General features: G+C 69.9%; 21 protein-coding genes. 6 read left to right on the top strand and 15 right to left on the bottom strand.

What is annotated here, in order from left to right:
* Positions 1–14: 14 nt before the first annotated feature.
* From IS481_RS13825 to IS481_RS13810, 4 genes are all read right to left on the bottom strand, one after another.
* Positions 15–2,219, bottom strand: a complete 2,205-nt coding sequence (locus IS481_RS13825; RefSeq protein ID WP_232529297.1) for a RelA/SpoT family protein — start codon at positions 2,217–2,219, stop codon at positions 15–17.
* 191 nt (positions 2,220–2,410) lie between these two features.
* Positions 2,411–2,614, bottom strand: coding sequence for a DNA-directed RNA polymerase subunit omega (rpoZ, locus tag IS481_RS13820; RefSeq protein WP_104358745.1), 204 nt, complete (start codon positions 2,612–2,614; stop codon positions 2,411–2,413).
* Between the two features lie 42 nt (positions 2,615–2,656).
* A complete protein-coding gene (gene gmk, locus IS481_RS13815; RefSeq protein WP_104358746.1) occupies positions 2,657–3,277 on the bottom strand; it encodes a guanylate kinase in 621 nt (206 codons plus the stop codon).
* Positions 3,278–3,286: 9 nt separating this feature from the next.
* On the bottom strand, positions 3,287–4,219 hold the full coding sequence (locus IS481_RS13810) for a YicC/YloC family endoribonuclease (protein WP_104358747.1): 933 nt from the start codon (positions 4,217–4,219) through the stop codon (positions 3,287–3,289).
* Between the two features lie 28 nt (positions 4,220–4,247).
* Here IS481_RS13810 and IS481_RS13805 point away from each other — a divergent pair, with 28 nt between their 5' ends.
* The 6 genes from IS481_RS13805 to IS481_RS13780 all read left to right on the top strand — a co-directional run bounded on the left by IS481_RS13805 (position 4,248) and on the right by IS481_RS13780 (position 9,457).
* Entirely contained in the window at positions 4,248–5,216 is a 969-nt protein-coding gene (locus IS481_RS13805; RefSeq protein WP_104358748.1) for a serine/threonine protein kinase, read from the top strand.
* Between the two features lie 147 nt (positions 5,217–5,363).
* Positions 5,364–6,278 (top strand): PP2C family protein-serine/threonine phosphatase, encoded by a 915-nt coding sequence (locus IS481_RS13800; RefSeq protein WP_104358749.1) that lies wholly within the window; start codon positions 5,364–5,366, stop codon positions 6,276–6,278.
* Between the two features lie 64 nt (positions 6,279–6,342).
* Positions 6,343–7,071, top strand: coding sequence for a ribonuclease PH (gene rph / locus IS481_RS13795; RefSeq protein WP_104358750.1), 729 nt, complete (start codon positions 6,343–6,345; stop codon positions 7,069–7,071).
* 2 nt (positions 7,072–7,073) lie between these two features.
* Positions 7,074–7,679, top strand: a complete 606-nt coding sequence (rdgB, locus tag IS481_RS13790; protein ID WP_194963304.1) for an RdgB/HAM1 family non-canonical purine NTP pyrophosphatase — start codon at positions 7,074–7,076, stop codon at positions 7,677–7,679.
* A gap of 6 nt (positions 7,680–7,685) precedes the next feature.
* Positions 7,686–8,939, top strand: a complete 1,254-nt coding sequence (gene hemW / locus IS481_RS13785; protein WP_104358751.1) for a radical SAM family heme chaperone HemW — start codon at positions 7,686–7,688, stop codon at positions 8,937–8,939.
* A gap of 95 nt (positions 8,940–9,034) precedes the next feature.
* Positions 9,035–9,457 (top strand): response regulator, encoded by a 423-nt coding sequence (locus IS481_RS13780; protein WP_165908635.1) that lies wholly within the window; start codon positions 9,035–9,037, stop codon positions 9,455–9,457.
* A 4-nt stretch (positions 9,458–9,461) separates the two neighbouring features.
* On the opposite strand, the gene IS481_RS13775 is transcribed toward IS481_RS13780, so the two are convergent.
* The 11 genes from IS481_RS13775 to IS481_RS13725 form a co-directional block, all read right to left on the bottom strand.
* Positions 9,462–10,541, bottom strand: a complete 1,080-nt coding sequence (locus IS481_RS13775) for a protein-glutamate methylesterase/protein-glutamine glutaminase (protein WP_104358753.1) — start codon at positions 10,539–10,541, stop codon at positions 9,462–9,464.
* A 27-nt stretch (positions 10,542–10,568) separates the two neighbouring features.
* Complete coding sequence (gene cheD, locus IS481_RS13770) at positions 10,569–11,246, bottom strand: chemoreceptor glutamine deamidase CheD (protein ID WP_104358754.1); 678 nt, start codon at positions 11,244–11,246, stop codon at positions 10,569–10,571.
* Positions 11,247–11,291: 45 nt separating this feature from the next.
* A complete protein-coding gene (locus IS481_RS13765; protein WP_104358755.1) occupies positions 11,292–12,164 on the bottom strand; it encodes a CheR family methyltransferase in 873 nt (290 codons plus the stop codon).
* Between the two features lie 107 nt (positions 12,165–12,271).
* The gene (locus IS481_RS13760; RefSeq protein ID WP_132763886.1) at positions 12,272–13,003 is read right to left on the bottom strand and encodes a hypothetical protein; all 732 of its coding nucleotides are present in this window, start codon (positions 13,001–13,003) and stop codon (positions 12,272–12,274) included.
* 191 nt (positions 13,004–13,194) lie between these two features.
* On the bottom strand, positions 13,195–14,937 hold the full coding sequence (locus tag IS481_RS13755; protein WP_194963303.1) for a methyl-accepting chemotaxis protein: 1,743 nt from the start codon (positions 14,935–14,937) through the stop codon (positions 13,195–13,197).
* Between the two features lie 40 nt (positions 14,938–14,977).
* Complete coding sequence (locus IS481_RS18535) at positions 14,978–16,573, bottom strand: methyl-accepting chemotaxis protein (RefSeq protein ID WP_114699350.1); 1,596 nt, start codon at positions 16,571–16,573, stop codon at positions 14,978–14,980.
* Between the two features lie 21 nt (positions 16,574–16,594).
* Complete coding sequence (locus tag IS481_RS13745) at positions 16,595–17,071, bottom strand: chemotaxis protein CheW (protein ID WP_104359114.1); 477 nt, start codon at positions 17,069–17,071, stop codon at positions 16,595–16,597.
* A gap of 209 nt (positions 17,072–17,280) precedes the next feature.
* Entirely contained in the window at positions 17,281–17,808 is a 528-nt protein-coding gene (locus IS481_RS13740; RefSeq protein WP_232529541.1) for a chemotaxis protein CheW, read from the bottom strand.
* 112 nt (positions 17,809–17,920) lie between these two features.
* Complete coding sequence (locus IS481_RS13735; RefSeq protein ID WP_194963302.1) at positions 17,921–19,654, bottom strand: methyl-accepting chemotaxis protein; 1,734 nt, start codon at positions 19,652–19,654, stop codon at positions 17,921–17,923.
* Positions 19,655–19,917: 263 nt separating this feature from the next.
* Entirely contained in the window at positions 19,918–22,065 is a 2,148-nt protein-coding gene (locus IS481_RS18530) for a methyl-accepting chemotaxis protein (protein ID WP_272873483.1), read from the bottom strand.
* Positions 22,066–22,166: 101 nt separating this feature from the next.
* Positions 22,167–22,676: a chemotaxis protein CheW gene (locus tag IS481_RS13725; protein ID WP_104358914.1), complete on the bottom strand. Its 510-nt coding sequence runs from the start codon at positions 22,674–22,676 to the stop codon at positions 22,167–22,169.
* Between the last annotated feature and the right edge of the window lie 26 nt (positions 22,677–22,702).

Here is a 22,702-nt window from a genome sequence, read left to right as displayed (position 1 = left end):
GGCGCGGCTTCGCCTCACTGCGGCTTGATGCGCTGGGCGCGCAGCACCAGCGGCGCGCGCTTGAGGGTGCGCAGCACGTCGGCCAGGTGCACCCGGTCGTGCACCGACAACAGGAGCTTGAGCTCCATCGTGGCGTGGCCGGGGTCGTGGCCCATGTCGATGTGGGTGATGTCGGCTTCGGCCTCGCTGACCGCCTGGGCCACCTTGGCCAGCACACCCTTGCCGTTCTGCACCAGCACCGAGACCGCGGTCTCGAACGGGCGCTGCAGTTCCTCGGCCCATTCCACCGCGATCCAGCGTTCGCTGTCGCGCTGGAACAGGCGCTTGCCGACCTGGCATTCGCCGGTGTGCACCACCAGGCCCTCGCCGCGGCCCAGGTAGCCCACGATGCCGTCGCCCGGGATCGGGCGGCAGCAGGTGGCCATCTGCACGGTGGCGCCCTCGCTGCCGTCGATCGTCACCATGGCCTGCGACGGGGTGCTGTCGTCGCTCAGGTAGCGGTTCATGGACAGCGTCAGCGCGTCGGGCTTGGCGCCGGCTTCGGCCATCAGCTTGGCCAGGCGCTTCGCGACGATGGTCGCGATTTTCTTGCCCATGCCGATGTCGATCAGCAGCTCGCGCCGGGTGCGGTTGCCGCTCCAGCGGATCAGGTTCTGCCACAGCGAGACGTCGTGCGGGTCGCCGCTGGCCTCGTCGCCGCCGGGCAGGTGCAGGCCCTCGGCGCGCATGGCCTGGTGCAGGAGCTTCTCGCCCAGCTCGAGCGATTCCTCCTGCTTCATGTTCTTCAGGTAGTGGCGGATCTTGGAGCGCGCCCGGCCGGTGCGCACGAAATTCAGCCAGGCCGGGTTGGGGCGCGACACCGGCGCGGTAATGATCTCGACCACGTCACCGCTGCGCAGCTCGGTGCGCAGCGCCACCTGCTCGCCGTTGACCTTGGCCGCCACGGTGTGGTCGCCGATGTCCGAGTGGATCGCGTAGGCGAAGTCCACCGGGGTGGCGCCGCGCGGCAGCGCGAGGATCTTGGACTTGGGCGTGAAGACGTACACCGCGTCCGGGAACAGGTCGACCTTGACGTGCTCGAGGAACTCGGCCGCGTCGCGGGTCTCGTCCTGGATGTCGAGCAGCGACTGCAGCGACACGGCGCCGGCACGCTGGGCCTCGGTGACGTTGCCGCTGCCGGCGGCCTTGTAGAGCCAGTGCGCCGCGATGCCCTTCTCGGCGACCAGGTGCATCGCGTCGGTGCGGATCTGGAACTCCACCGCGGTGCCCAGCGGGCTGACCAGCGTGGTGTGCAGCGACTGGTAGCCGTTGGCCTTGGGGATGGCGATGTAGTCCTTGAAGCGCCCCGGCATGGGCTTGTACAGCTGGTGCAGCACGCCCAGCGCCAGGTAGCACTCCTGCAGCGTCGAGACGACGATGCGGAAGCCGAAGATGTCGTTCACCTGGGCGAAGCTCAGGTGCTTCTCGCGCATCTTGGTGTAGATCGAGTAGAGCGTCTTCTCGCGCCCGTGGATCTGCACCTGGAGGTTGGCCTCCCGGAACGCGCGCTCGACGTCCTGCTGGATGCGATCGACGATGTCGCGGCGGTGCCCGCGCGCCTTCTGGACCGCCTTGGACAGGGCCGCGAAGCGCCACGGCAGCTGGTACTGGAAACACAGCTCCTGCAGCTCCCGGTAGACCTGGTTCAGGCCCAGCCGGTGGGCGATCGGCGCGTAGATGTCCAGCGTCTCGCGGGCGATGCGCGAGCGCTTGGCCGGCGGCATCGCGTCCATCGTGCGCATGTTGTGCAGCCGGTCGGCCAGCTTGATCAGCACGACGCGCACGTCACGCGCCATCGCCAGCAGCATCTTGCGGAAGGACTCGGCCTGCGATTCCTCGCGGGTGGAGAACTGCAGCTTGTCCAGCTTGGTCAGCCCGTCGACCAGCTCGGCGGTCGGGGCGCCGAATTTCTCGATCAGCTCGACCTTGGTGGCGCCGGTGTCCTCCATCACATCGTGCATCAGCGCGGCCATGATGGCCTGGGCGTCGAGCTTCCAGTCGGCGCACAGGCCGGCCACCGCGATCGGGTGGGTGATGTAGGGCTCGCCGCTGGCGCGGAACTGGCCCAGGTGGGCCTCGTCGGCGAACTTGTAGGCTTCCCGGACCCGCTTGATGTCGGCCGGGTCCAGGTAGTCGAGCTTGTGGGTCAGGGCGGCAAAGGAGGCCGCCGCCGCATCCATGCGGGGAACTTGCCCGTCAGCCTCGGCGGGGACAGGCGTCTGGGGACCGGCTTTCGGTGCAGCTTGGGCGACCATGACGCCACTTTATCGCGGAATGCAAGTCCACAAGCTGAAACGCCCGAAACCACGGTTCGGGCGCCTCGGCGCCGGCCGTGGCCGGCCGGCGGGAACAGGGGTGGACCGCCTGTGGCTCAGGTCGGGACCTTGCGCAGCATCTCCAGGCCGACTTCGCCCGCGGCGACTTCGCGCAGGGCCGTCACCGCCGGCTTGTTCTTCGACTCGATCTTCGGAGCGTGGCCCTGGCTGAGCATGCGGGCGCGGTAAGTGGCGGCAAGCACCAGCTGGAACCGGTTCGGGATCTTCTGCAGACAGTCTTCGACCGTGATGCGAGCCATGGAAAACACTCCCCGGGCCGCCTTGCGGCAGCCCTTGCGAAATCAACTGAGGTTGAGGGCGTCGAAGACGGCTTTCCTGCTTCGACGCTGGGCGGCGTACTTGAGCCGCTGTGCGTGGACGATCGCTTTCAGGTCAAAAAGCGCCGTCTCGAACAAGGCATTGATTATAACGAAGTCGAAATGCCGGGCCTGGGCCACTTCCATCCGGGCGTTGGCCATGCGGGTCTGGATCACCTCCGGGTCGTCCTCGCCGCGGCGCTGCAGGCGCTGCAGCAGCTCGTCGTAGCTGGGCGGCAGGATGAAGATCAGCACCGCGTGCGGGAACAGCCGCTTGATCTGCAGCGCGCCCTGCCAGTCGATTTCCAGGATCACGTCCTCGCCGGCGGCCATGCGCGACTCGATCCCGGCCCGGGAGGTGCCGTACAGGTTGCCGTGCACCTCGGCCCATTCGAAGAAGTCGCCGCGGTCGATCATCGCGCGGAATTCCTCCTCGCTGACGAACCAGTATTCGCGGCCGTTCTGCTCCTGCCCGCGCGGGGAGCGGGTGGTGTGCGAGATCGACACCATCAGGCGGGAATCCAGCTCCAGCAGGGCCTTCACGAGGCTGGACTTGCCGGCGCCGCTCGGGGCGGCCACCACGAAGAGATTGCCGGGGTATTCCATCTCGCGAGCTTATTCGATGTTCTGGACCTGTTCGCGCATCTGCTCGATCAGGACCTTCATTTCGACCGAGATCTGCGTCAGCTCGAGCGCCGCGGACTTGGAGCCCAGCGTGTTGGCCTCGCGGTGCAGCTCCTGGATCAGGAAGTCGAGCCGCTTGCCGATCTCGCCGCCGACCTTGAGCAGGCGCTCGATCTCGTCCAGGTGGGCCCCCAGGCGGGACAGCTCCTCGGCGACGTCGATGCGCAGCGCGTAGGCAGCCGCCTCGCTGAGTGCGCGCTCACGCAGCGCCTCGGCGCTGAGGCTCTGGCCCGCACCGGCGGTGTCCAGCGCGGCCTGCCAGCGTTCCAGGAAGCGCTGCTGCTGGCGCTCGACCACCTGCGGCACCAGCGGCTGGGCCTGCTGCGCCAGCTCGCGCAGCTTGACGATGCGCTCCATCAGGATGCCCACCAGCCGCTCGCCCTCGCGGGCGCGGGCCTCGACCAGGCCGGCGATGCACCGGCGGGTGGCGGCGATCGCGGCTTCGTCGAGCTTCTCGCCGGTGGCGCTGCCGCGGCACCACTGCAGCACCTCGTGGACCGACAGCAGCTGGGCCTGGGGCAGCCAGGCGCGCACGGTGTCCTGCACGCCGGCCAGCCGGCCCAGCTGCTCGGGCTGAGGGGCTGGCAGGGCGGTGTCGGCGTCGCGCTGGGCGTTCAGGCGCAGCTCGATCTTGCCGCGGCGGAAGGCGGCGGTCAGCAGCTCGCGCAGGGCCGGCTCGACCGCGCGCAGCTCGTCCGGCATGCGGAAGGTCAGGTCCAGGAAGCGGCTGTTGACCGAGCGCAGCTCGACGGTCACGCCGGCCTTGGGCGGGGTGCCGTGCGCGGTGGTCGTGGCCTCGTCTTTGGGGGAAACCAGGGCAGGCGAGGCGGCGCTCGCGTACCCGGTCATGCTGTAAACTGCCATGACACTTATCGCATTGCAAAATCCGATTATGTCAAAGCCCAAACCTTCCCCGTTGCCTCCCGGCACCGTGGTAGGCGGTTATCAGATCATCAAGAAGCTGGCAGCCGGTGGCTTTGGCGTCGTGTATCTGGCCGAAGACCAGGACAAGCGCCTGGTGGCGCTGAAGGAATACCTGCCGTCTTCGCTCGCCGAACGCGCCCCCGGCGAACTGACGCCGCGTGTCAAGCCCGAAAAGCAACCGCTGTACCGCCTGGGCCTGAAGAGCTTCTTCGAGGAAGGCCGGTCGCTCGCGCAGATCTCGCACCCCAGCGTGGTCTCGGTGCTGAACTTCTTCCGCGAGAACGAGACCGTCTACATGGTGATGAACTACCTGCAGGGCGACACCCTGCAGGACTTCATCGTCACCGCGCGCGAACTCAAGCGCGACAAGGTGTTCCGCGAGTCGACCATCCGCTCGCTGTTCGACGAGATCCTGCGCGGCCTGCGCATCGTCCACCAGCACAAGATGCTGCACCTGGACATCAAGCCGGCCAACATCTTCATCACCAACGACAACAAGGCGGTGCTGCTGGACTTCGGCGCGGCGCGCGAGGTGCTGAGCAAGGAGGGCAACTTCATCCGCCCGATGTACACCCCGGGCTTCGCCGCGCCGGAGATGTACCGCCGCGACGGCACGCTCGGCCCCTGGACCGACATCTACGCGATCGGTGCCTGCATCTACGCCTGCATGCAGGGCTACCCGCCCAACGACGCACCGCAGCGGCTCGAGAAGGACCGCCTGACGCTGTCGCTGTCCCGCCTGCGCAACATCTACTCGGACAACCTGATCGAGGTGACCGAGTGGTGCATGGCGCTCGATCCGCTGTCGCGCCCGCAGAGCGTGTTCGCGCTGCAGAAGGAGCTGGCGCGCGAGACCGAGCGCCGCTACACCAAGCTCAGCTTCAGCGAGCGCCTGAAACTGCAGCTGGAGAACCTCAAGGGCGGCAAGCAGGCCTGATCCCCCCCCCGAGCGACGGAGTTCCGATGCCTGCCTTCCACGCCTTCGCGCTCCTGCCTTGCGTGCCGGCAGCCCGGGATGACGCGAGGGGATGCCGGGAACGGGCGTGGCATGTATCCTGCTGACCGAGGCGCCAGGAGACGCACGATGAGGTTCTCGGTTTACCAGGTCAGCCGCAAGGGCGGTCGCGAGAAGAACGAAGACCGCATGGGCTATTGCTACACGCGCGACGCCGGCCTGTTCGCGCTGGCCGACGGCATGGGCGGACACCCGGAAGGCGAGGTGGCGTCCCAGATCGCGCTGCAGACCATGGCAGCGTTGTTCCAGCGCGACGCCCGGCCGGCGCTCAAGGATCCGGTGCGCTTCCTGCACGACGCGATCATCGCGGGCCACCACCAGCTGCTGCGCTACGCCACGGAGAAGGCGCTGATCGACACCCCGCGCACCACCGTGGTCGCCTGCGTGCTGCAGAACGGCGCCGCCTACTGGGCGCACTGCGGCGATTCGCGGCTGTACCTCGTGCGCGGCGACAAGCTGATCGCGCGCACCCGCGACCATTCCTATTCCGAGCTGCAGGAGACGCTGAACGGGGTCGTGCCGCTGGGCGAGAAGTTCAACCGCAACGTGCTGTTCACCTGCCTGGGCAGCCCGGGCAAGCCGGTGGTCGACGCGGTCGGGCCGATGCTGCTGCAGTCGGGCGACCGCATCATGCTGTGCTCGGACGGCCTGTGGAGCTCGGTGCCGGACCAGGTCATCACCGAGCAGATGGCCACCCGCCCGATCTCGGACGCCGTGCCCGAACTGGTCGAGCAGGCGCTGCGCCGCGCGGGCAGCAAGAGCGACAACGTGACCGTGCTGGCGGTGGAGTGGGAATCGTCGGAGGACTACGATTCCACCAAGGCCATCTCGACCCAGACGCTCGGCGAGGAGGTGTTCGCCTCGACGATCCAGGCCAGCGTGCTTGGCCAGGAGCCGGACGACCTCGACGAGGCCGAGATCGAGCGCTCGATCCGCGAGATCAACGAGGCCATCAAGCGCTCCTCGCAACAGAAGAAGCCGTAGCATGTACGGCCGTGGCGGGGCGCATGCAGGCGCCCCGCGTTCCGTTTCCTTGCAGATTTCCCAGATGACCACCTACCTCCGCAGCCAGGGCCGCGCGCCCGATGCCTTGCGCCCCGTGCGCATCACCCGCAACTACACGCGCCACGCCGAAGGGTCGGTGCTGATCGAGTTCGGCGACACCCGCGTGCTGTGCACGGCCTCGGTCGAGGAGCGCGTGCCGCCGCACAAGCGCGGCAGCGGCGAGGGCTGGGTGACGGCCGAGTACGGCATGCTGCCGCGCTCGACCCACACCCGCACCGACCGCGAGGCCGCCAAGGGCAAGCAGAGCGGCCGCACGCAGGAGATCCAGCGCCTGATTGGGCGCTCGCTGCGCGCGGTGTTCGACCTGGCCAAGCTGGGCGAGCGCACCATCCAGCTCGACTGCGACGTGATCCAGGCCGACGGCGGCACGCGCACCGCGGCGATCACCGGCGCCTGGGTCGCGGCACACGACGCCGTGACCAAGCTGCTCGACCTGGGGCTGATCGACGAGTCGCCGATCCGCGACGCGGTGGCCGCGGTGTCCGTCGGCATCGTGCAGGGCGTGCCGCTGCTGGACCTGGAGTATGTCGAGGACTCGTCCTGCGACACCGACATGAACCTGGTGATGACCGGCTCCGGCGGCTTCGTCGAGATCCAGGGCACGGCCGAGGGCGTGCCGTTCTCGCGCGCCGAGATGGACGCGCTGCTCGCGTTGGGCGAGAAGGGCATCCGCGAACTGATCGCCGCGCAGAAGGCGGCGCTGGAGGGCTGAGCGTGCGCCTGGTGCTGGCCTCCAACAACGCCAAGAAGCTGGCGGAGATGCAGGCGCTGTTCGCGCCGCTGGGCGTCGAGCTGGTCGCGCAGGGGGCGCTGGGCATCGGCGAGGCCGAGGAGCCGCACGGCACCTTCGTGGAGAACGCGCTGGCCAAGGCGCGCCACGCGGCCGCGGCCTGCGGCGGGCCGGCGATCGCCGACGATTCCGGCCTGTGCGTCGACGCCCTGGGCGGCGCGCCCGGGGTGCTGTCGGCGCGCTACGCGACGCTGTTCGGCGGCGCGAAGGACGACGCCGAGAACAACAGCGTGCTGCTGAAGCAGCTCGAAGGCCGCAGCGACCGCCGCGCGCGCTTCGTCAGCGTCCTCGTCGCGCTGCGCGCGGCCGACGACCCCGAGCCGCTCGTCGCGATGGGCCGCTGGCACGGCGAGGTGCTGGCCGGGCTGCGCGGCGAGGGCGGCTTCGGCTACGACCCGCTGATGTACATCCCGGAACTGGGCCGCACCGTGGCCGAGCTCGACGCGCAGGAGAAGAACCGGCTCAGCCACCGCGCCCAGGCCGCACGCCAGATGCTGCAGCTGATGCGCGAGGTCTGGCGCCTGGGCTGACCCGCGATGGCTTCCGCCCCCGAGACCCATCTCCGGCCCGGCACGCTGCAGCTGGGCGCGCTGCCGCCGCTGTCGCTCTACGTGCACGTGCCATGGTGCCTGAAGAAGTGCCCGTACTGCGACTTCAACTCGCACGAGCTGCGCGGCCCGCGCCCGGCCGGCGGCCTGCCGCCGGTGGTCGCCGAGGGGGCGGCGCCGGCCCGGGACGGGCTGCCCGAGGCCCGCTACCTGGACGCGTTGCGCGCCGACCTGGAGGCTGCGCTGCCGCTGGTGTGGGGGCGGCGCATCCAGACGGTGTTCATCGGTGGCGGCACGCCCAGCCTGTTCTCGCCCGAGGCGATCGACCGGTTGCTGGCCGACATCCGCGCCCGCCTGCCGCTGGAGCCGGGCTGCGAGATCACGCTGGAGGCCAACCCGGGCACCTTCGAGCGCGACCGCTTCCGCGGCTACCGTGAGGCGGGGGTGACGCGCCTGTCGATCGGGGTACAGAGCTTCGACGACGAGAAGCTGCGCGCGCTCGGCCGGGTGCACGACCGGGCCCAGGCGATCGCGGCCGTCGAGGAGGCGCGCGCCTGCTTCGAGACCTACAACCTGGACCTGATGTACGCGCTGCCGGGGCAGAGCGTGGCGCAGTGCGAGGCCGACCTGCGCCAGGCGCTGGCCTTCGCGCCGCCGCACCTGTCGGTCTACCACCTGACGCTGGAGCCGAACACCTACTTCGCCAAGTACCCGCCCGCGGTGCCGGACGACGACACGGCCTTCGAGATGCTCGACCGCATCACCGGGCTGACCGCGGCGGCCGGCCTGCAGCGCTACGAGGTCTCGGCTTACGCGCGGCCGGGGCATGCCTGCGCGCACAACCTCAACTACTGGCGCTTCGGCGACTACCTCGGCATCGGCGCCGGCGCGCACGGCAAGCTGAGCTTCCCGCACCGGGTGCTGCGCCAGGTGCGCTTCCGCGAGCCGGCGCGCTACATGGAAGCCGCGCTGGCCGGCGACGCGGTGGCGCAGGAGCACGAGGTGGCGCGCGCGGACCTGCCGTTCGAGTTCATGCTCAACGCGCTGCGCCTGAAGGAAGGCTTCGAGCTGGCGCGCTTCACCGAGCGCACCGGGCTGCCGCTGTCGGCGATCGCCGCGGCGCTGGACGAGGCCGAGCGACTGGGCTTCATCGAGCGGGACTGGCAGCGCGTCTGGCCCACCGCGCGCGGCTTCGACTTCCTCAGCGACTTGCAGGCGCTGTTCCTACCGGAGGCCGACTGAAGCGGCCGGGAAGGCCGGGGTTTCCAGCGCCGGCTGCCCATGGCAGCATGGCGGCATCTTCATCTTCCAGCCACCCCGATCAGGAGCGTCCTGCCGTGCCTTCCGGTGTCGTCCGTGCCCCCCTGAACCCGGACACGGCCGCGGCAGGCGGGCTGCAACCCTTGCGCGTGCTGGTGGCCGAGGACGACCGCGTGCAGCAGGTGCTGCTCAGCGCGCACCTGGAAGCCTGCGGCTGCCTGGTCGACATCGCCGAGGACGGCGAGGAGGCGCTGCAGGCATGGCGCGAACACCGCCACCGGCTGGTGATCACGGACTGCCGCATGCCGCGCATGGACGGCTACGCGTTCGCCCGCGCGCTGCGGGCCGAGCCGGGCGGGACGGCGGTGCGGCTGGTGGGCACCAGCGCCGACACCGACGATGCGCCGCTGGCGCTGGCCGCGGGGATGGAGCGCCTGCTGCAGAAACCCGTCTCGCCGGGGGAGCTGGCCGCGCTGTGCGAGGCGGTGCGGCGGGGCTGAGGCCCTACACCCGGTTCAGGCTGGGGCCGGCGGTGCTGCGCAGCCGCTCGATCAGGTGCGGCGCGATCTGCTTGAGTGGCAGCACCTCGTGCGCGGCGCCCGCCTGGATGGCCTCGCGCGGCATGCCGAACACCACCGAGGTGGCCTCGTCCTGCGCGTAGTTGTAGGCGCCGGCATCGCGCATCGCCTTCATCGCCTTCGCGCCGTCGGCGCCCATGCCGGTCAGCATGATGCCGATCGCGTTGGGGCCCACGACCCGCGCGGCCGACAGGAACAGCACTTCGACCGAGGGGCGGTGCCGGTTGACCGGCTCGCCGTCGTACACGCGGGCGATGTAGTTGGCGCCGCTGCGCTCGACGCAGAAGTGGCGGCCGCCCGGCGCGATGTAGGCGTGGCCGGGCAGGATGCGTTCGCCGTCCTCGGCTTCCTTGACCGCGATGCGGCACAGCCCGTCCAGGCGTGCGGCGTAGCTGCGCGTGAACCCGGGCGGCATGTGCTGCGTGATGCACACCGCGGGGGCGTCGGCCGGCAGCGCGGTCAGCACCTCGCGGGTGGCTTCGGTGCCGCCGGTGGACGCGCCGATGAAGATGATCTTCTCGGTCGACAGCCGCCCGATGCTGGCCGGCACGGCCACAGGGGTGTTGCCGGTGACCGCGGCGACGGGCTGGGCCGGCTTGCTGATGCGCGCCTTGGCGGCGATGCGGATCTTCTCGGTGATCTCCTGCGCGAGCAGCTGCAGGCCGTTGGCGATGCCGATCTTGGGCTTGGCGACGAAGTCCACCGCGCCGAGCTCCAGCGCGCGCAGCGTGACGTCGGCGCCCTGCTCGGTCAGGGTCGAGACCATCACCACCGGCATCGGGCGCAGGCGCATCAGCTTGGACAGGAAGTCGATGCCGTCCATGCGCGGCATTTCCACGTCCAGCGTGATGACGTCGGGGTTGAGGTTGCGGATCATCTCGCGCGCGACGTAAGGGTCGCTGGCCGCACCGATGCATTCCATGTCGGGCTGGCGGTTGATGATCTCGGTGAGCAGGCTGCGCACCAGGGCCGAATCATCGACGACCACGACGCGGATCTTGGACATGGGCGAAGGTCCTCCTCGGATTCCGGTTCAGAACAGGTCCACCGTGCCGGCGCCGCTGGCGGGCGGGATGATGCGCTGGCCGGCGGCCCGGTCCTGGGCGAGCAGCGCTTCGGGGTTGCTGGTGCTCAGGCGCTTGACCATGGCCTTGCCACTGGCCGGGAAGAAGCAGACCTTGCGGGGGTAGATGTCGAGCACGTCCTTGGACACGATGGGGATGCGCTCGGTCTTCAGGTAGTCGATCACGAAGTCCGTGTTGCGCTGGCCGACGTTGAGGCTGTTCATGCCGCTGATGACCTGGCCGCCGCCGAACACCTTGGCCTCCAGCGAGCTGCGCGTGGCGCCGAGCTTCATCAGCTCGTTGATCAGCAGTTCCATCGCGTAGGAGCCGTAGCGGCCCGAGTCCTGCGCGCCGATGCCGTCGGGCAGCATGAAGTGGTTCATGCCGCCGACGCGCAGGTTGCGGTCCCACAGGCAGGCGGCAATGCAGGAACCGAGCGTGGTCAGGATGACGATGTCCTCGTCGTGCACGAAGTACTCGCCCGGCAGCACCTTGACGGCCTCGCAGCGGAAATGCGTGTCGTAGAAGAAGAACGAGGCCTCGCCCGGCTTGCGCGGGCGGGCCTTGAGGCGTTCCAGGCGCTCGGTGGAGGTCGCCCCCCCGGGGCCCTGGAGGCTGCTGCTGCGGGGGCGTGCGGTGTCGAGCATGAGGGTCTTATCGTCCGGTAGGCGGCTGCACTTGAGCGACGGGCCTCACAGCCGCTGGTAGACCGTCTTGCCGCGCAGGCGGAACAGCTGGCGCGCATCGGTGAAGTTCTCGGAGTGGCCGACGAACAGCAGCCCCTGTGGCTCCATCACGGCATGGATGCGCTCGAGCACGCGCCGCTGCGTCGGCGCGTCGAAGTAGATCATCACGTTGCGGCAGAACACGAAGTCGAAGCGCGAGCCGAGCGACCAGACCGGCGAGGTCAGGTTGAAGGTGCGGAACTCGACCAGCCGCGCCAGCTCCGGCTTGACGCGGATGCGCCCGGTGTTGCGGCCGGTGCCGCGCAGGAAGTGGCGCTTGAGCAGCTCCGGCGTCAGGCCGCGAGATTCTGCCTCGTAGATGCCGCGGCTGGCGGTGGCCAGCACCCGGGTGTCGATGTCGCTGGCCAGGATGCGCACCGGCGCGTCGTGTCCCAGCGTGTCGACCACGGTCATCGCGATCGAGTACGGCTCCTCGCCGGTGGAGGCCGCGTTGCACCAGATGTGGATCGGGTGGTGCGGGCCGCGCCGGCGCAGCTCCTCGGCCAGCAGGCGGAAATGGTGCTCCTCGCGGAAGAAGGCGGTCAGGTTGGTGGTCAGGCAGTTGACGAACTCCTGCCATTCCGCCTCGGCCTGCGCGCCCGCACCCTTTTCCAGCCAGTGCAGGTAGTCGGCAAAGCTGCGGTGTCCGGTCTCGCGCAGCCGGCGCGACAGGCGGCTGTAGACCATGGCCTGCTTGCCGGCGTGCAGGCTGATGCCGGCGCGCTGGTGGATCAGTTGCCGCACGCGTTCGAAGTCCGCCTTGTCGAAGGCGAACTCCTGGATCACGGGGTCGGCCACGGCGGGCGAGGCCGCCGCGGCGGAGGGGAGCACGGCGCTCATGACGGTCGGAACTCTGGGCAGTGTTGCGGCGCTCAACGGCGAGCGTCGTCACTCCGGGATATCGGCCGGGCCGGGAAGTTCTTGAGCGCCGGTACCAGATGGCACGTTCAGTGCGCGGGCTTGCGCTCGAGGAAATGCCAGTGCAGTTGCAGCGAATACACCTCGGAGGCCTCGCTGCCGAGCGTGCGGCCGGCGTTGAGCTGCAGCCCCAGCCGGCCGGGGATCAGCCAGAGCCGGGTGCCCAGTGACTGCACCGTCGGCGTGCGGTCGGTGGCGTGCAGTTCGCCCGAGAAGGAGAACCGGTTGTGCGGCGACCAGGCCAGCGCCGCGTCCAGCAGGGTGGTGGTCTCGCGCGTCTCGACATGGTGGCGCGGGCCCAGGTTCAGCCGCAGCGACATGCCCGCGGGCAGGCCCAGCGAGCTGAGCGCGGTGAGCGTCGCATGCTCCATCTGCATGCGGCCGAGGTCGGCCAGGCGCTGGGTGAACGCGGCGACCTTGAGGCCCCAGCGGGCCGGGCCGAGCCGCCAGTCGCCGTCGGTGAAGCGGGCCGCGGCCCCCAGGCCCCAGTTGCCTTCGCGGACCTGGGTCAGCGGCTGCAGGAACGCGCCCAGGCGCACCGGCTGGGCCTTGCTGCACGCGGGCAACGACATCCACGCGTGGGCCCCGCTGGCGTGGGCATACCAGCTGTCGATCTGGCAGCCGCCGGGGGCGATCTGCTGCACGTCGTCCGGCGGCAGGCCGGCCTGCGCGGTAGCGAATCCCGGCGTGCCGCACAGCGCCACCCCGAGCGCCACGAGCGGCAGCGAGCGGGGCGACGGAGACGGGCGGGCGTGTGACATGGCAGCGGTCCGGTCGGCGCATTACACCGTACGCGGCCTGCCGCTGTGAACCACCGGCCCGGTAACAGCGGGCCTCGTTGCGGCATACGCCACGTTCAGGGTGCACGACCTAGCGTAGGTCGCGAACCGCGCGAGGCCCAACCCCGGAACCGGGGAAGGCCGGGAAACCACCAGGGGGTTGGCCGCGGGCCTCAGAAGGTCGTCCAGTCGTCGTCCGCGGTGGAGGCGGCGGCGGGGGCTGCGGCGCGCCCTGGCTCCGGCTTGGCCGCTGCCGGGGCGGCCGGTGCAGCCGCGGGCGCGGCGGCTTGAGGCACGGGCGCCGGGGCGGCTTGCGTGCGGGCGCGTTCGATGGCCTGCTGCGCCAGGCGCCCGGCATCGTGCTGGTCCAGCCGGAAGGTGCCCACCAGTTCCGCCAGGCGCTGCGCCTGCTGCTTGAGGCTCTCGGCGGCGGCGGCCGACTCCTCGACCAGCGCGGCGTTCTGCTGCGTCATCTCGTCGAGCTGCGTGACCGCGACGTTGACCTGGCCGATGCCGGCGCTCTGCTCGGCAGCTGCCGCGCTGATCTCGCCGATGATGTCGGTGACGCGCTGCACCGAGGCGACGATCTCGTTCATGGTCTGGCCGGCCGACTGCACCAGCTTGGAGCCGGATTCGACCTTCTCGACCGAGGCGCCGATGAGGGTCTTGATCTCCTTGGCCGCCTGCGCGGAGCGCTGGGCGAGGTTGCGCACTTCGCCGGCGACGACCGCGAAGCCACGGCCCTGCTCGCCGGCGCGGGCGGCTTCGACCGCGGCGTTGAGGGCGAGGATGTTGGTCTGGAAGGCGATGCCGTCGATGACGCCGATGATGTCGGCGATCTTCCTGGAGGCGGCGTTGATCTCGTCCATGGTGGTGACCACCTCGGCGGCGACCGCACCGCCCTTGGCGGCGACCTCGCTGGCGGAGGCGGCCAGCTGGTTGGCCTGGCGCGCGGCGTCGGCGGACTGCTTGACGGCGCTGGTGAGCTGCTCCATGGAGGCGGCGGTCTGCTGCAGGCTGGAGGCGGTCTGCTCGGTGCGCGAGGACAGGTCCTGGTTGCCGGTGGCGATCTCGGTCGAGGCGCTGGTGATGTTGCCGGTGGCGTCGCGCACCTGGCCGACCAGCGTGCGCAGCGACTGCTGCATGGCCGCCATCGAGGCGACCAGCTGCCCGATCTCGTCGCGCTGGGCCGCGACGATGTCCTGCGACAGGTCGCCCTGGGCGATGCGCGCGGCGAGGTCGCGGGCGCGCAGCACCGAGCCGGCGATGCTGCGCACCGTGAAGACGGTCAGCGGCACCATCACGAGCAGCGCGACGACGACCGCGCCGACCAGCAGCTGCGACAGCCGCCCGGTGCTGGCCTCGAGTTCCGCCTTCGAGGCTTCCATCTCCTGGCGCAGCGCGGCCACCAGCGCGCTCATGTCGCGGTCGGCCGCCTCGACATGCTCCTTCAGGCGGTCGGCGTAGGCACCGGCGGCGGCGCCGTCCAGCTGGGCGCGCTCGATCTGCTCGATGATCGGCGCGATGCCCTGCTCATATTCCTTCAGGGCGACCTGCGCCTGCCGTGCCAGCTCGAGGTCGCGCGGGTTGGCCAGCTGGCCGAGCAGCTTCTCGAGGCGGGCATGGGCCTGCGCCGACGCCTGCTGCCACTGGTCCTTCAGGTCCGCGACCTTGGCCGCGTTGTTGTGGTCGATGATGATGTCCTTCTCGAGGCGCCGGACCTCGGACATCAGCGAGCGCACCCCGTCGGCCTCGACCATCGCGCCGACCTTGTGGCCGAGCAGGTCGTCCAGCGTCTCGCGGGTGCTGCCGAGCGACATCGAGCCCATCAACCCGATCAGGGTCAGGAGCACCAGCGCGAAGGCGGTGCTGAAGTAGAGGCGGGCTCTGATCGAAAGATGGGCGGACAGCTTCATGCGCGATTCCTGATGGTGCAACGAAGCGGGACGCTAGCAATCAGTGCGCCAGCAAGGCCCCGGTGTCCTGGCGCAGGTCCAGGCGGAACGCGCGCACCACGTCGGCCAGCTTGAAGGCCTGCTCCTTGAGGCTTTCGGCGGCCGCGGTGGACTGTTCCACCAGCGCGGCGTTCTGCTGCGTCATCTGGTCCAGGTGCGTGACGGCCTGGTTGATCTGGCCGATGCCGTCGCGCTGCTCGGCGGTGGCCGCGGTGATCTCGCCGATGATGTCGGTGACGCGCTGCACCGAGCCGACGATCTCCTGCATCGTCGTGCCGGCGGTCTGCACCAGGCGGGCGCCGGACTCGACCTTGTCGACCGAGGCGCTGATCAGCGACTTGATCTCCTTGGCTGCCTGCGCGGAGCGCTGGGCGAGGTTGCGCACCTCGCCGGCGACGACCGCGAAGCCACGGCCCTGCTCGCCGGCGCGGGCGGCTTCGACCGCGGCGTTGAGGGCGAGGATGTTGGTCTGGAAGGCGATGCCGTCGATCACGCCGATGATGTCGGCGATCTTCTTGGAGGCGGTGTTGATCTCGTCCATGGTCGAGACGACCTGCGAGACCACCTCGCCGCCCTTGGCCGCCACCTCGCTGGCCGAGACCGCGAGCTGGTTGGCCTGGCGCGCGGCGTCGGCGGACTGCTTGACGGTGCTGGTGAGCTGCTCCATGGAGGCGGCGGTCTGCTGCAGGCTGGAGGCGGCCTGTTCGGTGCGCGAGGACAGGTCCTGGTTGCCGGTGGCGATCTCGGCGGACGCGGTCGTGATGCTTTCGGTCGACGACTGCACGCGGGTGACGATGGCGCGCAGCGAGTCCTGCATCTCCTTGAGGGCGCGCAGCAGGTCGGCGGCTTCGTCCTTGCCGCTGACCTCGACGTGGTGCGTGAGGTCACCGTCGGCGATCGAGCGCGCCAGGGCCTGGGCACTGGCGATGGGCTTGCAGATGCTGTGCATGTTCATCAGCGTCAGCGGCACCACCACGACGACCGCGCAGGCGACCGCCACGCCGAACAGCGCGATGGTCAGCTGCATCGCGTCCTGGTTGGCCGCTTCGGCACTGCGGTTGCGCTCGGCCTGCGCCTGCTCGAGGGCGGCGAGCTGCTTTTCGGCCGCGTCGTAGGCAGCGATCGCCTTGCCCATCACGCGCTGGGCGACCGTGGCGCTGTCGTAGCCGCCGTTGACCAGCTGGTTGGCAGTGGGCTCGAACGAGCGGGCGTAGTCGTCCAGGTGCCTGGACAGTTCCTGCACGATCGCGACGTCGCTCGAGTCGGACGCGAGGATGGCGTTGAGCTGCTGCCGCACGGACGTGAAGGTCTGCTGCCAGAGCTGGCGGATCTGCGTGACCTTCTCCGGCGTCTCGTAGTGGATGATCATGTCCTTCTCGTACCGGCGCATCATCCCCATGCCGTCGCGCAACGACGACAGCGCGCCGGTGGTCGCCGCGGTCTGGGCGATGTACTCGCTGCCCAGCGCCTGCAGGCGGAACAGCCCGAACAGGCCGGCACCGCCGACCAGGCTCAACAGGAAAAGGACCACCACGATCGCCCCGATCATCCGGGTGCGGATCGTGAAGCTGCGCATGAGCTGGAACAGGAAGGCCATTGTCGTCTCCTTGTCGTCGTTCTAGTCGACCAGACCCATCGAGGGGTCGCACATCAGGCGCTCGATGTCGAGCAGGATGAGCATGCGGTCGCCGACCTCGCCCAGCCCCAGGATGCAGCTGGCATCCACGGCGGAGCTGATCTCCGGTGCGGGGCGCACGCTTTCGGCGGGGATCTCGAGGACGTCGCTGACGCCGTCGACGACCACGCCGACCACCCGACCGCCGACATGCAGCACGATGACGACGGTGAAGGCGTTGTATTCGCAGGTGTCGGTGTTGAGCCGCACGCGCAGGTCCACGATGGGCACGATCACGCCGCGCAGGTTGACGACACCCTTGACGTGCGCAGGCGCGTTGGCGATGCGCGTGGGCGGCTCGTACGAGCGGATCTCCTGCACCTTGAGGATGTCGATGCCGTACTCTTCTGTGCCGAGGCGGAAGGTCAGGTATTCCTTGGGCCGGGAGGCGGTCGTCGTGAACTGGTCGTTGGCACCCATGGTGTTGTCCGTGTTCGGTGTCTCTGTGACCGGTTATCGGCGCGTCGGGGGCGGGACTGTAGGGTTCAGGGCACCCGCATCGCGCCACGGCCGCCCGTGCGGCGGCCGTCGGGGGAAGGAAGCGATCCCCGCCCAGGGATGCGCGGCAGGCAGGGCCGGCAGCGCTGCGCCGGTGCGATGCCGCGTGCCATGGGCAAGGGGCCGTGCCGTCAGGCGAGCGCGACTTCGGCGCTCGCCAGGCCGAGGCTGGGCGAGAGGATCAGGCGCTCGATGTCGAGCAGGATCAGCATGCGTTCGCCGACCTGGCCCAGGCCCGTGATGAATCGGGCATCCACTGCGGAGCTCAGCTCGGGCGCAGCCTTGATCGCCTCGGCCGGCAGCTCCATCACGTCGCTGACCGCGTCGACCACCGCGCCGACGGTGCGGTCCTGCACGCACAGGATGATGGTGACGGTGAAGCCGTTGTACTCGACCCGCTCGCAGCCGAAGCGCATGCGCAGGTCGACGATGGGCACGATCACGCCGCGCAGGTTGACCACGCCCTTGATGAAGGCGGGGGCGTTGGCGATGTGCGTGGGTTCCTCGTAGCCCCGGATTTCCTGCACCTTGAGGATGTCGATGCCGTACTCCTCGTTGCCGAGGCGGAAGGTGAGGTACTCCTTGGGTTTGCTGGCGGCAGCCTGTGCCGACGCGCCGCGCGCGCTGGTGGCAGGCTGGATGTGCTGGATGGGGTCCATGGCGCCCATGTCGTCTCCTGCTAGAGGTGGTATTCAACGGTGTTTCGGCCGCGACCGGCCGAACTTGAGCCGGTGACCCGGCGGCGGGCGGATCGCCGGCTGCGGTCGCGGATCAGAACGTGGTCCAGTCGTCGTCGCCGGTCGTCTCGGCGGGGACGGGCGCGGGCGCCGGGCGTGCGGCCGGTTGTGCCGCGGGCGCCGCCGCTTCGCTGCGCTTGGGTGCGGCAGGCGGCGTGGCCGGTCGGGGCGTGGCCGCCGTGGCGCGGGCGCGCGAGATGGTCTGCGCCGCGAGGGCGTCGGCCTGGCGCAGCTTGAAGGTGCTGACCAGCTCGGCGAGCTTCTGGGCCTGCTGGCGCAGGCTCTCGGCGGCGGCGGTCGACTCCTCGACCAGCGCGGCGTTCTGCTGCGTCATCTGGTCCAGCTCGCTGACGGCCGCGTTGATCTGGCCGATGCCCTGGTTCTGCTCGGCAGCTGCCGCGCTGATCTCGCCGATGATGTCGGTGACGCGCTGCACCGAGGCGACGATCTCGTTCATGGTCTGGCCGGCCGACTGCACCAGCTTGGAGCCGGATTCGACCTTCTCGACCGAGGCGCCGATCAGGCTCTTGATCTCGCGTGCGGCCTGGGCCGAGCGTTGTGCCAGGTTGCGCACTTCGCCGGCGACGACCGCGAAGCCACGGCCCTGCTCGCCGGCGCGGGCGGCTTCGACCGCGGCGTTGAGGGCGAGGATGTTGGTCTGGAAGGCGATGCCGTCGATGACGCCGATGATGTCGGCGATCTTCCTGGAAGCGGCGTTGATCTCGTCCATGGTGGTGACCACCTCGGCGGCGACCGCACCGCCCTTGGCGGCGACCTCGCTGGCGGAGGCGGCCAGCTGGTTGGCCTGGCGCGCGGCGTCGGCGGACTGCTTGACGGTGCCGGTGATCTGCTCCATGGAGGCGGCGGTCTGCTGCAGGTTGGAGGCGGTCTGCTCGGTGCGTGCCGACAGGTCCTGGCTGCCCGCGGCGATCTCGCCGCTGGCGGTGGTGATGCTGTCGGTGGACTGGCGGATGCGACCGACGACGGTGCGCAGCTGGTCCTGCATGCGGCCGAGCGCCGACAGCAGCAGGCCCAGCTCGTCCTTGCGGTCGACCAGCACGTCCTTGGACAGGTCACCGTTGGCGATCAGGTCGGCCGCGCCGATGGCCTGCTGCAGCGGACGGGTGACCGAGCGGGTGATCAGCCAGGCCAGCAGGATGCCGGCCAGCAGCGCGCCGACGGTCAGCACCGTCAGCCAGACGAGGGCCGAGGAGACGCTGTCCGCGACCAGCGCGCGGGTCTCCGCGAGACGCTGGTTCTGGCGCTGCACGTAGGCGTCGATCGCGCCGAGGTAGGTCTGCGAGCGCGGTGCCAGCTCGCCCGCGAGGAGTTCGTCGGCCTCGTCGTATTGGGCCAGTTCCAGCGCCTTGAAGACCTTGTCGCGCACCGAGACGTACTCCTTGCGTGCCTGTTCGGCCTGGGCGAGCAGCTGCTTGCCCTCGGTGGTGCGGGTGCGTTCCTGCAGTTCCTTCAGCAGCCCGTTGATGCGGGCGCTGGATTCTTCCATCGGGGTGCGCAGGTCGTCCCACAGGGTCCGAGCGCCTGCGGACTTGGCGATCGCGTGCGTGCGCGCCAGGTTGATCCCGGTTTCGTTGCGCCACTGGACGGCGAGGGTGTTCAGCTGTTCTCGGGCATCGGAATCCTGCTCGAGCGTGCGGATGCGTTGCAGTTGGCTCATGCCCAGCGCGGCGACTGCGAGCGTCAACGCAAGGACGATCGAGAAGCCAGCGCCGAGGCGCACTCCAAGTTTCAGGTCGGCCAGTTTCATGTGAGTCTCAAGAGCGGGGCGTCCCCTGCGATGCGGGGCGGATGTCAGGCAATGCAGGGGAACGATGGGTATGGTCTGCACCGCGCGGGCGGTGCGGGTCTGAGGGGTTGGACACTCCAGATCACGGTATCGGCAGGTCGCCTCAGGACTTGAATCCCGGGCCGACGGCCGGCCGGGTCGGCATGAGAACTTCTTCATGGATGGCCCGGAAACGACGACGCCCGGCCGGGGCCGGGCGTCGCGCAAGGCAGGTCAGCGCGAGGTCAGAACGTGGTCCAGTCGTCGTCGCCGGCTGCCGTGGCCGCAGGCTGGGCGGTCGGTGCGGCAGGGGCTGCGGCCTCGCTGCGCTTGGGGGTCACCTGCGCGGCCGGCCTGGCCGGTGTGCCGGACGCGGTGCGCGCGCGCGAGATGGCCCGGGCAGCCAGCGCGTCGGCCTGCTGCAGCCTGAAGGTGCTGACCAGCTCGGCGAGCTTCTGGGCCTGCTGGCGCAGGCTCTCGGCGGCGGCGGTCGACTCCTCGACCAGCGCGGCGTTCTGCTGGGTCATCTGGTCCAGCTCGCTGACGGCCGCGTTGATCTGGCCGATGCCCTGGTTCTGCTCGGCAGCCGCCGCGCTGATCTCGCCGATGATGTCGGTGACGCGCTGCACCGAGGCGACGATCTCGTTCATGGTCTGGCCGGCCGACTGCACCAGCTTGGAGCCGGATTCGACCTTCTCGACCGAGGCGCCGATGAGGGTCTTGATCTCCTTGGCCGCCTGCGCGGAGCGCTGGGCGAGGTTGCGCACCTCGCCGGCGACGACCGCGAAGCCACGGCCCTGCTCGCCGGCGCGGGCGGCTTCGACCGCGGCGTTGAGGGCGAGGATGTTGGTCTGGAAGGCGATGCCGTCGATGACGCCGATGATGTCGGCGATCTTCCTGGAGGCGGCGTTGATCTCGTCCATGGTGGTGACCACCTCGGCGGCGACCGCACCGCCCTTGGCGGCGACCTCGCTGGCGGAGACGGCCAGCTGGTTGGCCTGGCGCGCGGCGTCGGCGGACTGCTTGACGGTGCTGGTGAGCTGCTCCATGGAGGCGGCGGTCTGCTGCAGGCTGGAGGCGGTCTGCTCGGTGCGTGCCGACAGGTCCTGGCTGCCCGCGGCGATCTCGCCGCTGGCGGTGGTGATGCTCTCGGTGGCCAGCTGCACGGTGCGCAGGCTGTCGTGCAGCGCACGGCGCATCTCCTCGACGGCGCGCGTGATGGCGCCGATCTCGTCGCGGCGGTCCGAGGCAAGCGGGACCGACAGGTCACCGGCCCCGATGGCCTGCACGCGTGCGGCCAGCGGCGCGAGCGGACGCAGCATGTGCCGCATGAACCACCACAGCAGGCCGGCAACGGCCAGGCCGGTGACCGTGATCGCCAGGCCCAGCACCAGCACTTGGCGGTGCAGCGCGGCCAGCACCTCGGACTTCGGCGCTTCGGCGATCACGTACCAGCCGGTGCTGGCGCTGCGTACGCCGGCGGCCCAGCGTTCGCCGGCCACCTCCGGATGGAGCAGTGCGGCCATGCCGGTCACCCAGCCGTTGTCCTCGGCGACCAGGCGCCGCACCCAGCCGGCCGTGCCCTCGCCCAGCACGGCCTTGAGCGGCTTGCCGCTGTGCTGCGGGTGCAGCACCAGGCGCCACTGTTCGACGTCCTCGTGCGGGGCCAGCACGTACAGCCCGCCGTGCTCGTAGACCTGGGCTTCCTGCACCGTCTTCATCAGCGCGGCCTGCTGCATCGAGATGTCGACGCCGATGTAGAGCACGCCCACGATGCGGCCGCTGCCGTCCTTGACCGGGTCGTAGACCGTCATGAAGGGGCGGCCGAACAGCGTGGTCGTGCCCACGTAGCGGCGGCCGGCACGCAGCTCGGCATAGGCGGGGCTGCTCCGGTCGAGCAGGGTGCCCACCGCGCGCGTGCCGTCCTCCTTCTTCACCGAGGTGGTGATGCGGCGGAAGTCCTCGCCCTGCACCACGAAGACGGTGGCGTTGCCGCCGGGGTAGTCCAGCGCGAAGTCGTCGACGGCGACGGTGTTGTCGTTGATCGCCTCGCCGCGGCTGGTCAGGATGCCCTGGATGGGGTCCTCCAGCGTGAAGGTGGAGGCGAAGTGGCGGCGGAACGAGGCGAAGGCGTTCTCGGCCGTGACGCGCATGCTCTGGTGGAAGGCGTCCAGCGCTCCGGCCAGCGCGTCGGCCTTGGCGTGCGCGTAGGCGTAGGTGTTGTCGCGGTGCTGCATGGAGGCCGACAGGTAGAAGGCCACCGTCAGCAGCAGCGTGCCGAGCAGCAGGGCGCCGCTGGCCACCAAGGCCATGATGGTGGCCAGCGAGCGCTGGGTTCCGGTTCGGGGGTGATGGGCACCCTGCAAGGCGTGCGCGGAAGTTGTCGAGGTCATGAGCAGCCCTTCTGTGACAAGCGGTGTTGCGATCGGGAGGCGGGTTGGGGCGGCTTGTGGCCGCCGGCCCGTCCCGGTGTGGCGGGGTGGGTGGGCCAGCGTCAGGCCGACCCGTCGGCAGTGACCAGCCCGAGGCTCGGCGAGAGCATCAGGCGTTCGATGTCCAGCAGGATCAGCATGCGTTCGCCGACCTGGCCGAGTCCGGTGATGAACGTCGCGTCGATCGCGGCGCTGAGCTCGGGAGCCGGCCGGACCGCCTCGGCGGGCAGTTCCAGCACGTCGCTCACCGCATCGACCACGGCGCCGACCACCCGGCCGCGGACGTTGAGGACGATGACGACGGTGAAGTCGTTGTATTCGACCTGCTCGCAGCCGAAGCGCATGCGCAGGTCGACGACGGGCACGATCACGCCGCGCAGGTTGACCACGCCCTTGATGAAGGCCGGGGCATTGGCGATGCGGGTCGGATCTTCGTAGCCGCGGATCTCCTGCACGCGCAGGATGTCGATGCCGTATTCCTCGCGGCCCAGGCGGAAGGTCAGGTACTCCCGGGAGGGCAGCGCGGTGGCCTGCGGCAGGACGGGGGTGCTTTCCTGCACCGGGGGTTGCATCGTTGCCATGTGCGGTTCCTCTACTC

It is taken from the genome of Caldimonas thermodepolymerans, assembly GCF_015476235.1.
GTDB lineage: Bacteria > Pseudomonadota > Gammaproteobacteria > Burkholderiales > Burkholderiaceae_C > Caldimonas > Caldimonas thermodepolymerans.
Note: the sequence above shows the minus strand (reverse complement) of the source record. Positions and strands in the feature narration are given on the sequence as shown.

Bases quoted from the DNA above. Each gene is read 5' to 3' on its own strand.
- hemW (WP_104358751.1), top strand. From the start codon at position 7,686: ATGGCTTCCGCCCCCGAGACCCATCTCCGGCCCGGCACGCTGCAGCTG.
- gmk (WP_104358746.1), bottom strand. From the start codon at position 3,277: ATGGAATACCCCGGCAATCTCTTCGTGGTGGCCGCCCCGAGCGGCGCC.
- IS481_RS13800 (WP_104358749.1), top strand. From the start codon at position 5,364: ATGAGGTTCTCGGTTTACCAGGTCAGCCGCAAGGGCGGTCGCGAGAAG.
- IS481_RS13765 (WP_104358755.1), bottom strand. From the start codon at position 12,164: ATGAGCGCCGTGCTCCCCTCCGCCGCGGCGGCCTCGCCCGCCGTGGCC.
- IS481_RS13725 (WP_104358914.1), bottom strand. From the start codon at position 22,676: ATGCAACCCCCGGTGCAGGAAAGCACCCCCGTCCTGCCGCAGGCCACC.
- IS481_RS13755 (WP_194963303.1), bottom strand. From the start codon at position 14,937: ATGAAGCTGTCCGCCCATCTTTCGATCAGAGCCCGCCTCTACTTCAGC.
- cheD (WP_104358754.1), bottom strand. From the start codon at position 11,246: ATGCTCGACACCGCACGCCCCCGCAGCAGCAGCCTCCAGGGCCCCGGG.
- IS481_RS13825 (WP_232529297.1), bottom strand. From the start codon at position 2,219: ATGGATGCGGCGGCGGCCTCCTTTGCCGCCCTGACCCACAAGCTCGAC.
- IS481_RS13805 (WP_104358748.1), top strand. From the start codon at position 4,248: ATGTCAAAGCCCAAACCTTCCCCGTTGCCTCCCGGCACCGTGGTAGGC.
- IS481_RS18535 (WP_114699350.1), bottom strand. From the start codon at position 16,573: ATGGCCTTCCTGTTCCAGCTCATGCGCAGCTTCACGATCCGCACCCGG.
- IS481_RS13745 (WP_104359114.1), bottom strand. From the start codon at position 17,071: ATGGGTGCCAACGACCAGTTCACGACGACCGCCTCCCGGCCCAAGGAA.
- IS481_RS13740 (WP_232529541.1), bottom strand. From the start codon at position 17,808: ATGGACCCCATCCAGCACATCCAGCCTGCCACCAGCGCGCGCGGCGCG.
- rph (WP_104358750.1), top strand. From the start codon at position 6,343: ATGACCACCTACCTCCGCAGCCAGGGCCGCGCGCCCGATGCCTTGCGC.
- IS481_RS13760 (WP_132763886.1), bottom strand. From the start codon at position 13,003: ATGTCACACGCCCGCCCGTCTCCGTCGCCCCGCTCGCTGCCGCTCGTG.
- rpoZ (WP_104358745.1), bottom strand. From the start codon at position 2,614: ATGGCTCGCATCACGGTCGAAGACTGTCTGCAGAAGATCCCGAACCGG.
- IS481_RS18530 (WP_272873483.1), bottom strand. From the start codon at position 22,065: ATGACCTCGACAACTTCCGCGCACGCCTTGCAGGGTGCCCATCACCCC.
- IS481_RS13735 (WP_194963302.1), bottom strand. From the start codon at position 19,654: ATGAAACTGGCCGACCTGAAACTTGGAGTGCGCCTCGGCGCTGGCTTC.
- IS481_RS13775 (WP_104358753.1), bottom strand. From the start codon at position 10,541: ATGTCCAAGATCCGCGTCGTGGTCGTCGATGATTCGGCCCTGGTGCGC.
- IS481_RS13810 (WP_104358747.1), bottom strand. From the start codon at position 4,219: ATGGCAGTTTACAGCATGACCGGGTACGCGAGCGCCGCCTCGCCTGCC.